The organism is Hanstruepera ponticola, from assembly GCF_012931685.1.
Taxonomy (GTDB): Bacteria; Bacteroidota; Bacteroidia; order Flavobacteriales; family Flavobacteriaceae; genus Hanstruepera; species Hanstruepera ponticola.
Genome location: NZ_JABANC010000002.1, coordinates 78,334 through 92,170, shown reverse-complemented (window position 1 = coordinate 92,170; position 13,837 = coordinate 78,334). Strand labels below are relative to the sequence as shown.

Genomic DNA, 13,837 nt, shown 5'->3' with positions numbered 1-13,837 from the left:
TATTACCTTCTGCTACGTCTATTTTGTCTTGACGAAGTTGGTTGACCATAGTGTTGTTTAGGGATGGCAGCTTTTTTCATTTGTTGTTTGAACATTTTTATTTGATCTGCCAAAATATTTCTCTTGTCTAATTTTTCTGCTTCCTTCAATAATAATTGAGCTTCTTGCTTTCTTCTTTTTGAAAATGCAATACCAGCCAAATTAAGTTTTGCCATGGCTAGGTCATGATCCATAGATAAACCCAATGAAATGGCATTCTTAAAATATTTTTCGGCCTCATTCATATTATCTTGTGACACCATGATGCCATGTAAATAATTGTAATAACCTTGTTGTTTTTTTACTAATGCAGCACTCGGATTCTTAATTTTGTTCAACCATTTTTTTGCACCTTCAAAATCTTGCTTTCGCAACCTTAAAAAGGCTAATAAAATGAATTCATTTTTAAAATATAAAAAGATAAATATTCCAGAAAGTAGAATATACATGATACCATTACCAATATTTCCTTCAATAAACTGATAAATTGCAAAAGCAATAATCCCGAAAGCAATAATTAATTTGATAATTTTATTATACATATTTTAATGATGTTTTATAAAAAGCTTGTTGTGTTTTCAACAAGTGTTCAATTTCACTTCTATTAGACTGCAAAGAAACTAAAATTTTATTGAAAAAATATTTTTAAAATAAGGTTTGTCAAATAAAAAAGGGTTTGTATATTTGCACGCAGTTTTGGGAGTATGTTTTGAAATCCCAGTTCTAAAAATAAATAAGAAGATTTTAAAGATATAAATAATGAGCAAAAGAACATTTCAGCCATCAAAGCGTAAAAGAAAAAACAAGCATGGCTTTAGAGAAAGAATGGCTACTGTTAATGGTAGAAAAGTCCTTGCACGTAGAAGAGCAAAAGGAAGAAAGAAATTATCTGTATCTTCTGAACCAAGACATAAGAAATAATGATTAACAATTGTTAATATTTTAAAGGTGTTACTTAGGCGTAACACCTTTTTTTGTACCCTATTGATAACTATTTTTGCAAAACAAAATTTTCAACATGCCAAAAAACAAAAACATAAAATCGGTTTTAATTATAGGTTCTGGACCAATCATCATAGGTCAAGCATGCGAATTTGATTATTCTGGAACACAATCTTTAAGATCATTGCGAGAAGATGGGATTGAAACTATCCTAATTAACTCTAATCCAGCTACAATCATGACTGACCCTTCCATGGCAGATCATGTGTACCTTTTACCTTTGACTACCAAATCAATTATTAAAGTTCTAAAAGATCATCCGCAAATAGATGCTGTTTTACCTACAATGGGAGGACAAACTGCTTTAAATTTAGCTATAGAAGCTGATGAAAAAGGGATATGGAAAGATTTTAACGTTAAACTCATTGGTGTTGATATTGATGCCATTAATATTACCGAAGATCGTGAACAGTTTAGAGAGTTGATGTTGAAAATTGGAGTTCCAATGGCACCGCAAGCAACAGCAACGTCGTACCTAAAAGGAAAAGAAATAGCTCAAGAATTTGGTTTTCCATTAGTAATTAGAGCATCTTATACTTTGGGTGGAGCAGGAGCATCAATAGTTTACAAAGAGGAAGATTTTGATGAGTTATTGACACGTGGTTTGGAAATTTCACCTATTCATGAAGTGATGATTGATAAGGCCATGATGGGTTGGAAGGAGTACGAATTGGAATTACTTCGTGATAAAAATGATAACGTTGTAATTATCTGTACGATAGAGAATATGGATCCAATGGGAATTCATACAGGAGATTCTATTACTATCGCACCAGCTATGACCTTATCTGACAAAACATTCCAGCGCATGCGCGATATGGCAATACATATGATGCGTAGTATTGGTGATTTTGAAGGAGGATGTAATGTGCAATTCGCAGTAAGTCCAGATGAAAAAGAAGAAATAATTGCTATTGAAATTAATCCACGTGTATCACGTTCTTCAGCTTTAGCAAGTAAAGCCACGGGTTATCCAATTGCGAAAGTAGCAACGAAATTGGCGATTGGTTATTCTTTAGATGAATTAACGAATCAAATCACGGGTTCTACTTCGGCATTGTTTGAACCAACCATTGATTATGTAGTTGTAAAAATACCACGTTGGAATTTTGATAAGTTTGAAGGCTCAGATAGGACTCTAGGTCTGCAAATGAAAGCAGTAGGTGAGGTCATGGCAATTGGTCGTTCGTTTCAAGAAGCCCTGCACAAAGCTACGCAATCACTCGAAATTAAACGCAACGGATTAGGTGCTGATGGTAAAGGTTATAAGAATTACGATCAGATAATTGATAAACTTACTAACGCTAGTTGGGATCGTGTTTTTGTGATTTATGATGCTATTCAAATGGGAATACCTTTAAGTCGTATTCACGAAATCACAAAAATTGATATGTGGTTCTTAAAGCAATATGAAGAACTTTTCCATTTGGAAAGAGAAATATCAAAATTCACAATAGATACTATTGAGCGAGACTTACTTTTAGAAGCTAAACAAAAAGGCTATGGAGATAGACAAATTGCTCACATGCTTAAATGTTTAGAAAGCCAAGTATATAAAAAGCGTGAAGAATTTAATGTTAAGCGCGTTTATAAATTAGTTGATACCTGTGCTGCAGAATTTAAAGCTGAAACACCTTATTATTACTCTACTTTTGAAAATGAAGTTCAAGATAAGAACGGACATGTAAAACCGGCTAATGAAAGTGAAGTAAGTGAAAAAAAGAAAATAGTTGTTTTAGGTTCTGGACCAAATCGTATTGGTCAGGGTATCGAATTTGATTATTGCTGTGTTCACGGTGTTTTGGCAGCTTCTGAATGTGGTTATGAAACTATTATGATTAATTGTAATCCAGAAACAGTTTCAACCGATTTTGATATTGCAGATAAACTATACTTTGAACCTGTATTCTGGGAGCATATTTACGATATTATTCAACACGAAAAACCAGAAGGTGTAATTGTTCAGTTAGGTGGTCAGACTGCTTTGAAACTGGCTGAAAAGCTAGATAGATATGGTATTAAGATTTTAGGAACAACTTACCAATCTTTAGATTTAGCCGAAGACAGAGGAAGTTTTTCTAAACTTTTAAAAGAGAATGATATTCCTTACCCTGAATTTGATGTAGCCACATCAGCGGATGAAGCATTAGCGGTTGCAGATAAATTAAACTTTCCAATTTTGGTAAGACCATCTTACGTACTTGGAGGCCAAGGGATGAAGATTGTTATCAACAAAAAAGATTTGGAAGAGCATGTTGTTGATTTATTACGCGGTATGCCTGATAATAAATTGCTGTTAGACCATTATTTAGATGGTGCTATTGAGGCTGAAGCTGATGCAATATGTGATGGCGAAAATGTTTACATCATAGGGATAATGGAGCATATTGAGCCATGTGGAATTCACTCTGGTGACAGTAATGCTACGTTACCACCTTTTAATTTGGGTGAATTTGTAATGCAACAAATTAAAGATCATACAAAAAAGATTGCTTTAGCACTTAACACAGTTGGGTTGATTAATATCCAATTTGCCATAAAAGATGATAAGGTTTATATTATTGAAGCCAACCCAAGAGCATCTAGAACAGTTCCATTTATTGCAAAAGCTTACGGCGAGCCTTATGTGAATTATGCTACAAAAGTGATGTTAGGAGAGAAAAAAGTAACTGATTTTGAGTTTAACCCAAAATTAGATGGATTTGCCATAAAGCAACCAGTATTCTCTTTCAACAAATTTCCAAATGTCAATAAACAATTAGGGCCAGAGATGAAGAGTACTGGTGAAAGTATCTTGTTTATAGATAGCTTAAAAGACGATGAGTTTTATAATCTTTACTCTAGACGTAAAATGTATTTAAGCAAATAAATTGTTCAATTAGCAGTTATTTAATTTTAGTTGCGCAAAAAGTATTATTTTAGTAGAAAATATTGTGCTATGAGGAAAAAACTACTTTTTTTAATACTTATGTTAACTTCTGTTGTTGTGTTTTCACAAGTGTCTGCTGGTCAGGTTGATGATTTTGAAGACGGAACAGTGCAAAACTGGATTATTGGAGCTACTGGTTCAAGTTCACCAGTTAATGTAGCTTCAGGAGGTCCTGATGGAGTTGACGATAATTTTTTAGAATATACTTCAACTGGTGCTGGCAGTATAGGTAGTAGAATGGCTATTTTTAATGCTAATAATCAATGGTCTGGAGATTTTATTTCTGAAGGTATAGTTGAAATACAGTTTGATGCAGAAGTAACAACTAATGACTTGCATTTAAGGTTAGCTTTTCAAGGTCCAGGTGGAACACGTATGATATCTACTGTTCCTGTTGTAGTCGCTGCTAGTTCAGGATGGAATAGTGTTTCATTGCCGTTAGGCTTGAGTGATTTTACAATTGTTCAAGGAGCCAACACTGTTTCTGAAGTATTGTCAAATGCTTTCACTATGCGAATAATTAGTGTTGCCGATGAAAATATTGATAATTGGCGAGGCGAAGTGATTGCTGCAACGCTTCGAGTTGATAATATCACGGCTTCGACTACTTTGAGCAGACAAGATTTAAAAGTGGAGAATAGTTTTAGCATTTATCCAAATCCTAGTTCTAGAAATTTAAACTTAAATATCTCGAATTTAGAAAAAAATGCTCAAGTAACTATTTATAATATTTTAGGTGCTAAAGTTTACAGCAACACATTAAATAACTCTAAATTTTCTATTAATACCTCACAATGGCAAAAAGGAGTTTATTTGGTGAGAGTATCTTCAGATAATGGTACTACAACTAAACGTTTTGTAAAACAATAATAAAAGAATCATATATTATTAGCCATCAGTTTTCTGATGGTTTTTTTATGTCAAGATTGTAAACAATATACCAGTTACAATGGCAATTCCAAAGCTAATAAGTGTTCCTATTAGTATGTATTCTGTGAGCTTTCTGTGCTTACTTTCTTTTAAATCTCCAAATCTAAAAACCGACTTTGCAGTAATTAAAAATCCCACAGCTTCCCAATGATTGGTTATAATAAATATAAAAACTAATAGCCTTTCTAAAATTCCTATATACTTGCCAGCATCTTCCAATGATTCGTTGCCCTTTGTAAGTTTTTCAATGTTCCATTTGCCAAAAATGGCTTTCATGATTATTGAAACAGGTTGTGTTAAAAACAGTAGACAAGTTGTAAGTAACAATATATTTTCCTTGTCAATAGTTGCTACAGAAAAGTGAGCATTTGTGAATATATAATAAGCTATAAAAATGCTTACTATGTGCAATAATTGATCTATAAAAAACCAACGTCTTCTTGTTTTTTTATTTTGAAAAACGAGTTTTGTTGCATCAATAACAAAGTGTGATAAGCCAATAGTAACCAGTAATGGCCAATATGATAAATCCCAAACAATTAAAAATAATAATAGGAAATGAATAGCAACATGAAAGTAAAGCTTAAGTGATTTTAATTTTTTCTTTTCTTTTTCCTTGACCCATTTTTTTGGTTGAAGTAGAAAATCACCAATTAGATGTGCTAATATGAGTTTGATGAGTAAAGTCATTTTATATTATAGATTGAGCTATTTTGGATTTAAACATGGCGTTGACTTCTAATATTTCATCAAGATATGCGCGTTTCATACGTTTACTTACCGCATCTTGACTGATTCCAATAAGTTTAGCTATTTCTTTTTGAATTTTGTTTTCGTTCTCTAAATGTAATTTAACAATTTCTGCCGAATTTACTGACCAGTGATCCATAAGAATGCCAATAAGTTTTAAATATAGATTTAGTTCGTCATCAATGCTTACAGTTCCTTTAATTTTTAAATTGGTTTTTGTGTGCTTTAAATTTTCTAGAACACTTCCAGAGTTTTGGAATGCGCTACCATTTGATTCTGTAATAGTATCACCACTATATGTTTTTGTACCAATACCTATTGCTATTCTAACATCCAATCCTTTTATCATTTTTACAGAAGCTTTTATGTAAATAGCACTTATTAAGGATTTATAAACATTAGTAACTTCAATTTGAAAACTATCACCTCTAAAAACCTCCCAAGATGTTGATTTGGATGATATGGTTTGTAGTGCTCGTTTTAACGGTATCAACCATATGTTAGGGTCGTCATATTTGGTGGAGTTGATGATATCTCCTGTAATTACACTTATCATATTATATTGAGATAAATTTAAAATACCATTAAAAAAATGATAAATACAAATATCATTTAATAATGCGATAATCAAATATATGCCTTTTTAACGGAATAAACAAATATATGCTTTAATTATGGAATATTTACAAATATTCCTTATTTACAGAATAATAATTTATCTATTTTCAGGTAAGTCAATTTTAATTCTATAGCCTTCTAATTCTTCAATATAATTTTCCAAAGAAAAAGAAGCGCTGTTGAACTCATGTTCTCGATGCACTTTAGTTTCTTTACGTTTTATGGCTTTAAGAAAACGCTTCACTTCTGATTTATCATTTAAAATCAATCCAGGAACAGAAATAGATTTTCCTAGATCATCTTTGGCTACCATCGTGAAATATGAAGAATTGCAATGTTTTATGTGTCCTGTACGAATGTTTTCAGCTTCAACGCGAATACCAACAACCATTGAAGTTTTTCCTACATAATTAACCGAAGCTTTCATGGTAACTAATTCACCAATCTCAATAGGGTTTAAAAAGTCAACAGTATCAACAGAAGCTGTAACACAATAGGTTTCAGAATGTTTTGAAGCACATGCAAAAGCTATTTGATCCATTAAATTTAGAATGTAGCCACCATGTATTTTACCATCGAAATTGGAATGTGAAGGCTGCATCAATTCAGAAATTGAGATACGAGACGCATCTACTTTTTTGTAGTTATTAATCATTTAAGTATTGGTTGATAGTATTATCTTCTTCAACTTTTGTGACAAAATATTTAGTATCACCTAACCAAAAGAGCTTACCGAAACGCTCAAAATAATGAAGTTTCACAAACTTGCCTTGAAACTGTTGTAAATCACTTATCACTTGTTTCTCTTTATCTTCAACTGAAAAAACAAAAATTTGAGCATCAGAAACACCTTGGCTTATCTCACCTTCCCAAGTTTTTATAATAACACCTTTATGACTGAATTTAACCAGTCTGCCAGCCCGAATACCTTCGCTGTAGGAGGCAAAATATAGAAATGCAACATAGGCTATAAATAAAACAATTATGCCGCCCAATACTTTTAAAAAAAACTTTTTCATAATATTAAGTTATTATTCTTCTTCACTATTTTCTGCGCGTTTCAAAATAGGCTGCGGTAATGATTTTTTTGCTTTGGCACCCATTTTTTTCAACTTTTCAACACGCCCAATGAGATTGCCTTTACCCTCGACTAATTTATTCATAGCCGAAGAATAATCTGATTTTGCAGCATCAATTTTCTTTCCCACACCTGTTAAATCAGAAACAAGACCTTCAAATTTATCATATAATGCACCTGCCTGTTTTGCAATTTCAAGGGCATTACGTTGTTGTTTTTCATTGCTCCACATTGTATCTACCGTTCGAAGTGTTGCTAAAAGGGTAGAAGGTGTAACAATTACTATATTTTTTTCAAATGCTTTGTTGTATAATGTGTTATCTTGATTCAAAGCTACTGCAAAGGCAGGCTCTATTGGAATAAACATTAGTACAAAATCAGGAGATTCAATATCATATAAATCCTCATATTTTTTTTCTGAAAGCTGATTGACATGTTTGTTTATGGAGTTGACGTGTGCTTTTAGAAATAGTGCTTTGTCATCATCGTCAGCATTGGCATAACGCTCATAGTCTGTTAAAGAAACTTTACTATCTATAATCATACGCTTATTATCTGGTAGGTGTAATACCACATCTGGCATCACGCGAGAACCATCATCACGATTAAAGTTTTGCTGTACAAAATATTCTCGGTCTTTTTCTAAACCAGATTTTTCTAAAACACGCTCTAAAACCAGTTCACCCCAATTACCTTGCATTTTACTGTCTCCTTTTAGTGCTTTAGTCAGGTTATTGGCTTCTTTTGTCATTTGTTGATTTAAGTCTTTTAAACCTAATAGCTGCTCTTTTAAAGCTGAATGCATGCTGATACTTTCTTTTTGAGATTTCTCAACTTTATCTTCAAATGTTTTTATTTTTTCTTGTAGCGGATTGAGTATTTGTTTGATATTTTCTTTATTCTGAAGGGTAAATTTCTCGCTCTTTTCATCCAAAATCTTACTTGCCATGAGCTCAAAATCTTTTCGAAGTTGCTCTTGTTGTTTAACAAGTTCTTCGTCACGTTTTGCATTTTGTTTCTGCAAGTTTTCAAATTCGGTATTACGACGTGCCAATTCAGAATTCAAGAACTCTTTTTCATTTCGAATTGTTTCACGATTGGCTTCAACTTTACTTAAATTTTCTTTTAAATCATTAATGGTTTGTGATAATTGATTTTGACGCTCTTCTAATGTGCTTTTATCACTTTTGCTTTTTAATTTGGTAATGGTCATACCAATGTAAGCTCCAATCCCACCTGAAATTAAGATGGCAAGAATAAGAATGATGTTGTCGTTCATTTAATAAGAAGTTTATCCAAAGATAAATTTTTACCATGAGGATAAAAAGAAATGTAACAGCTTAAATATTCACTATTTTTAAAGAATAGATGTTTTTATATCTATATCAGCATCTTCCCATGCTTTGTTGAATTCTTGCATAATAGCTGTGGCCTCATCCATCTTATTTTGAGCAACCAAACTTTCATATAAACCCATAAGAGACCATCCGTTCTGTCGTAAGACTTTTAAATCTTCTAAATAGATACTTTCTGCTTCGGCATATCTTTCAGCTTTTAAGAGTATGGCTCCTAAATTTTGTCTAGGTGGAATATGCCAAGCCGATGGTTCGTTATAAATAAGATTGTCTTCCATATCAACGGCTTTTTGCATGTGTTTAATAGCTAAATTGAAGTTGCCTTCAAGAGAAGCAATTTCACCTGCTACGACTTCATAAGCCAATTTTGCTATGGTGGTTCCGTTGTCAAATCCGGAAGCAAATATAGATTCCATTTGAGGGTCATTTATGAATTGTTTGATTGCGTCGAGTTCTTCTTTGGCTTCCTTACTGTTGCTTTTCCTGGTGAAAGCAATACCTCTTGTATAATGCCAAATTAGTTTGAGGTGTTTAATACTATCGTTTGGCTTGGGATAAGTTAAAATATCATTCCATTTTCCAAATCTGGTATAAGCTAATAAAGGAGTCGCAGCAAAATTTTGTAAAAAATGTAACTCCTCCATCTCGCCAATAGGAACTTTCTCTGCTGTTTTTTTAGCGGCATCAATTGCCATTTCACTATTACCTAATAAACTTGATGCTGACCAAAGAAAGTGAATATTGTGAGGATAGTAGCCCAAAGGATACATACCTTGTGCATAGCATTGCGAAATATAATCTTCATCAGCTAGAATGGCTTTCTGGTTAGCCAATACAGCATCTTTATAACGACCAACACGAATGAATATATGTGATGGCATATGAACTATATGGCCAGCTGCAGGCACTAAGGAGCCTAATTTTTCGGCACTAGGGACTGCCAAATCTGGTTTAGGCAGTTCTACCATATGAATGTAGTAATGATGTGCTCCTGGATTGTCCGGACTTAATATCATAGCTTTTTCAAGTGCGTTTTTAGCTTCTGTAATATTAGGAGAAGGGTTCCCTTCTTTATCCCAATAATTCCAGGGAACTGTATTCATTACTGATGCAGCATAAAGTGTCAGAACATCTGCATCTTGTGAATAATCTGTAGCTACTTTTTCCATGGCTTGCATGTACGTAAGATTTAATTCAGCCACATCTTTTTCTAAATCTGTAGAATATCTGTGTGTAAGTGCTTCAATTAAAGCTTGCTCTTTTTTTGAAGCCATTGGAGCAAGTTTTGAAGCATGAGCTATAGCTTCATTATATTTCTTTTTGCGTTCATCATCTGGTAAAGGGTCATTTATATTCGGACCTAAAGTATAGGCTTGTCCCCAATAAGCCATGGCTAATTTAGAATCTAATCTTGCAGCTTCCATAAAGGACCTATGCGCTTCAGCATGATTAAAGGCGTAGGTCAATCGCAACCCTTGATTAAAGAAGCGTTGCGCTAATTCATTATCTGTACTAACCTTATATGAGTGGTTTCCTAGATTTTCAAATAATGGAGAAATTTGCTTTGTGGTATCTACATCTGTCAAAAGAAATTTTGCAGGTGTACATTTAATAAAATTCATGCCAACCTTTTGTGAATCGTCAAACTCCTTTTCTTCATTGGTGAAAATTAATAGAATTCCTATGATAGCAATTAATGATAGTGCTACTGCCAGTTGTTTAAATTTCATGACTACTGAATTAATGGTTAATATTTGATGCTAAAAGATTAATTCAGGGAGTAGTTCAAAGGCTTGAAAGAGAATATTGTAAATATAGTTTATTTTAAATAAAACGATTGAGCTATGAGTTATTTTTTAATCTTAAAACTTCCAGTTTTTTCATCGAAAGTAATAAGATCTTTTGGGAACAATTCATTGAATGTCCCTTTTTGAATTAAATTACAAGGCATTTCAGAAATAACATTATTTTTCGTCATCACAATCATTTTATCACATAGTTGAATGGCTAAATCAATTTCGTGTGAAGAAAATAAAATGGTCTTACCAGTTTCTTTAACCAGTTTTTGAAGTAATTTTAAAATATATGCTTTGTGATACATGTCTAGATGGGTAGTAGGTTCATCTAATATTATGACATCTGTATCTTGTGCTAAAGCGCGTGTAATCATTACTTTTTGCAGTTGTCCATCACTTAATTCAAAACATTTTCTATGCTTTAATTCTATAATGCTTGTTTGTTTTAAAGACCTTTCAACAACTTCAATATCTTGCTTTGATAGTTTGCCAATCCAATTGGTGTAAGGTTGTCTGCCCAGCGCAACTAACTCAAATACAGTAAGGTTTTTGGAGACAATCTGTTCAGTCAATACTAAACTTAAGTTTTTAGCCAATTCCAATGGTTGAATTTCAGTAAGTTTTTTATCGTTTAATAAAATAGTACCATCCAGCGGGTCTTGAACCTGTGTTAAGGTTCGTAGTAAAGTAGATTTTCCGATACCGTTGGCTCCAACCAAACCAACTAATTCACCAGCAAATAAATTAATATTTATACCAGATGCGATAACTGTATGTGACTTTTTAGACTTGTAGCCAATTGCGAGATTATTAGTCTTTAAAATAATATGTTGATTTTGATTGGTCATTAAAACATCATTTTACGTTTTCTAATCAATAACCAAATCACCACAGGCGCACCAAACAAGGAGGTTATGGCGTTTATAGGTAATGTATAGTCACTTGTTGGTAATTGAGCAATACTATCACATACCAGCATAACAATTGCACCTAATAATAATATGGCAGGCAATAATATTTTATGATTTGATGTAGTAAATATTTGGCGAACAATATGCGGAATTGCTAAACCTATAAAAGCAATGGGCCCTGCAAATGCGGTAATAGTTCCAGCCAATAAACTGGTCGCTACTATAATTATCAATCGGTTTTGTTTAATATTAAGGCCTAAACTTTTTGCATAATTTTCACCTAACAGTAAAGTGTTCAAAGCTTTTATTGATATAATACTTAATAACAATCCAAAACCGTAAATAATACTAAATATTAATAATTCATTCCATGAGAGATTTCCAAGACTTCCAAATCCCCAGAAAATGTATTGTTGTAATTGTTCAGCAGAGCTAAAGTAGGAGAGTACACTCACTACGGCTGCGGTAATACTACCAAACATAAGACCAATTATTAATATTGCCATTGTGTCTCTAACTTTTGTAGATACCACTAAAACGGCTAATAAAACGAGAAAACTACCCAAACTAGCAGCAATGACAATACTCCATTTTGAAACTAATAGCGCTGTAAAAGCACCACCAAAAAAACCAGCACCTAAAATGACAATGGCCACACCAAGACTTGCTCCAGAACTTATTCCTAATACAAAAGGACCAGCAAGAGGATTTCTAAAAAGAGTTTGCATTAACAAGCCTGACACACCAAGACCAGAACCCACCAATATAGCTGTTATGGCTTTTGGTAATCTGTAATTTTGAACAATATAATTATCTGAAAATCCGAATAAGCTATTTACTATCTCACCAAATGAAATAGAAACAGAACCTAGACTGATATTAGTGAAAAAGCATACGATTAATAAAGCAATTAATACTATAAATGATAGTCTATATGTTTTAATATCTGACACTTACATCAACGGTTTAAAGAACTGCGTGTTATAATTTGGAAGCAAATCAGGATGACAAATTTTTATTAAATCCTTCAGTACCAAGTCGGGTCTAGCTATTCCTAATTCATAATACGTCACACCACCTGAAGTTCCAGTAGTATTACTAAAGGTAAAAATAGATTTGTTTTTAAACGCATCAAATTTTGTATAATGGTCACTCGCTTTTTCAAGACTTTCATAGGTTCCATAATAGGAAGGGCTCAACCAAATATCTGCATCTTTAGCTTTGTTGTAAACACTTTCAAAACTCAATGCTAAACTGCCATTTCCATCACTGTCTTGCCATAAATAATTGACATTAGCATCTTTTAACAATTGTGCTTCAGGACTTGTATTGCTCGGCAAGTACCATATATCTTTATGCATCGCTCCACATAATACGGTTGGTTGCTCTTCAACATGTGCCGCTAGTAATTTAGCTTCTTTGTAATTATTTTCAATAGTTTTGAAAACTGAATCGGCTTCTTTTTCTTTATTATACAAAGCGCCAAAGAATTTAATCCATTCAGCTTTTGCTAAAGGTGATTTTTCAACCCAATCACCATTATAGACTACAGGAATATTTGATTTTTTAATGGTTTCGAGTGACTTATTATTACCATCTACGCCAAATCCGACGACTACATCTGGTTTCAAATCCAACAATACCTCTGTGTTGAGTCCTTCATTTTTACCTAGTTCTCTAATCATATCATTTTTTATAAGCACTCTAGTTTTTTCTGATGAAATATAATCTGTGCCCGGAAAACCAATTAAAGTGTTTTCAACATTTAATAATTCTAGGGCTGGAATATGGGTTGTTGAGGTAACAACAATACGTTCAATAGGAATAGTAATAATCCCGTCAAACTCATCTTTATTTAAAGTAATGGTAGGCAATACATTGCGATGCACCAATGCATATTTGTAAGCTTTATCGGCTTTGGGCCAAGGGTTTTTTATGGTTAAAATTTTGAAGTTCTCATTAGTTGTAATATGAAAGCCTTTGGCATATTCAAAATGTGAGTTTACAACATCTTGCTTTATATTTTCAGGTTGTTTAGGCTTATTTTCACAAGAGATGAAGCTGATAAATACAATTAATAAGAATAATTTTTTCAAAACAAATAGATTATGTTCCAAAAGTAATATTATTTCATGTTATTGATGAAACATTAAACAAAATGTTTAATTTCGCAGCGAATTTTGGTTTGGCTTTGCAATTGGGCAAAGTCAATTAAAAGGGAATCTGGTGCGACATGTAATTGTCTAGTCCAGAACTGTTCCCGCAACTGTAAGCTACAACGCTTTATGTTATACTTCTGAAGTCACTGGAAATTTCTGGGAAGACCAACATAAAGACGCAAGTCAGGAGACCTGCCAAATTCAAACAAATAAGTCAAACTTTCGGGATAAAAGTTTACGTATGATAGTCCATGCGATTCTCGAGCAATT

General features: G+C 32.9%; 13 protein-coding genes and 1 riboswitch. Of the genes, 3 read left to right on the top strand and 10 right to left on the bottom strand.

Annotation, left to right across the window (positions count from 1 at the left end):
• Window positions 1-2: 2 nt before the first annotated feature.
• Window positions 3-581: a hypothetical protein gene (locus tag HGK31_RS06220; protein WP_104734099.1), complete on the bottom strand. Its 579-nt coding sequence runs from the start codon at window positions 579-581 to the stop codon at window positions 3-5.
• A gap of 217 nt (window positions 582-798) precedes the next feature.
• Between HGK31_RS06220 and rpmH the strand changes: the two genes are divergently transcribed.
• The 3 genes from rpmH to HGK31_RS06205 all read left to right on the top strand — a co-directional run bounded on the left by rpmH (window position 799) and on the right by HGK31_RS06205 (window position 4,840).
• Entirely contained in the window at window positions 799-960 is a 162-nt protein-coding gene (rpmH, locus tag HGK31_RS06215) for a 50S ribosomal protein L34 (protein WP_104734098.1), read from the top strand.
• 97 nt (window positions 961-1,057) lie between these two features.
• Window positions 1,058-3,910, top strand: a complete 2,853-nt coding sequence (carB, locus tag HGK31_RS06210; RefSeq protein WP_191858982.1) for a carbamoyl-phosphate synthase large subunit — start codon at window positions 1,058-1,060, stop codon at window positions 3,908-3,910.
• 69 nt (window positions 3,911-3,979) lie between these two features.
• On the top strand, window positions 3,980-4,840 hold the full coding sequence (locus HGK31_RS06205) for a T9SS type A sorting domain-containing protein (protein ID WP_191858981.1): 861 nt from the start codon (window positions 3,980-3,982) through the stop codon (window positions 4,838-4,840).
• A 45-nt stretch (window positions 4,841-4,885) separates the two neighbouring features.
• Here the strand turns inward: HGK31_RS06205 and HGK31_RS06200 are convergent, their stop codons facing one another.
• From HGK31_RS06200 to HGK31_RS06160, 9 genes are all read right to left on the bottom strand, one after another.
• Window positions 4,886-5,590, bottom strand: a complete 705-nt coding sequence (locus HGK31_RS06200) for a DUF3307 domain-containing protein (protein WP_191858980.1) — start codon at window positions 5,588-5,590, stop codon at window positions 4,886-4,888.
• Window position 5,591: 1 nt separating this feature from the next.
• Window positions 5,592-6,206, bottom strand: coding sequence for a transcriptional regulator (locus tag HGK31_RS06195; protein WP_191858979.1), 615 nt, complete (start codon window positions 6,204-6,206; stop codon window positions 5,592-5,594).
• Window positions 6,207-6,365: 159 nt separating this feature from the next.
• Window positions 6,366-6,923: an acyl-CoA thioesterase gene (locus tag HGK31_RS06190; protein ID WP_104734093.1), complete on the bottom strand. Its 558-nt coding sequence runs from the start codon at window positions 6,921-6,923 to the stop codon at window positions 6,366-6,368.
• Entirely contained in the window at window positions 6,916-7,287 is a 372-nt protein-coding gene (locus tag HGK31_RS06185) for a 6-phosphogluconate dehydrogenase (protein WP_104734092.1), read from the bottom strand. The genes HGK31_RS06190 and HGK31_RS06185 overlap by 8 nt, the downstream gene beginning before the upstream one ends.
• 12 nt (window positions 7,288-7,299) lie before the next feature.
• The gene (gene rmuC / locus HGK31_RS06180) at window positions 7,300-8,625 is read right to left on the bottom strand and encodes a DNA recombination protein RmuC (RefSeq protein WP_191858978.1); all 1,326 of its coding nucleotides are present in this window, start codon (window positions 8,623-8,625) and stop codon (window positions 7,300-7,302) included.
• Window positions 8,626-8,703: 78 nt separating this feature from the next.
• Entirely contained in the window at window positions 8,704-10,431 is a 1,728-nt protein-coding gene (locus HGK31_RS06175; protein WP_191858977.1) for a tetratricopeptide repeat protein, read from the bottom strand.
• 119 nt (window positions 10,432-10,550) lie between these two features.
• The gene (locus tag HGK31_RS06170) at window positions 10,551-11,345 is read right to left on the bottom strand and encodes an ABC transporter ATP-binding protein (RefSeq protein ID WP_191858976.1); all 795 of its coding nucleotides are present in this window, start codon (window positions 11,343-11,345) and stop codon (window positions 10,551-10,553) included.
• A complete protein-coding gene (locus HGK31_RS06165; protein WP_191858975.1) occupies window positions 11,345-12,361 on the bottom strand; it encodes a FecCD family ABC transporter permease in 1,017 nt (338 codons plus the stop codon). The genes HGK31_RS06170 and HGK31_RS06165 overlap by 1 nt, the downstream gene beginning before the upstream one ends.
• Window positions 12,362-13,504, bottom strand: coding sequence for an ABC transporter substrate-binding protein (locus HGK31_RS06160; protein WP_191858974.1), 1,143 nt, complete (start codon window positions 13,502-13,504; stop codon window positions 12,362-12,364).
• A 68-nt stretch (window positions 13,505-13,572) separates the two neighbouring features.
• A riboswitch (cobalamin riboswitch) is annotated at window positions 13,573-13,781 on the top strand.
• The last annotated feature ends 56 nt before the right edge of the window (window positions 13,782-13,837 follow it).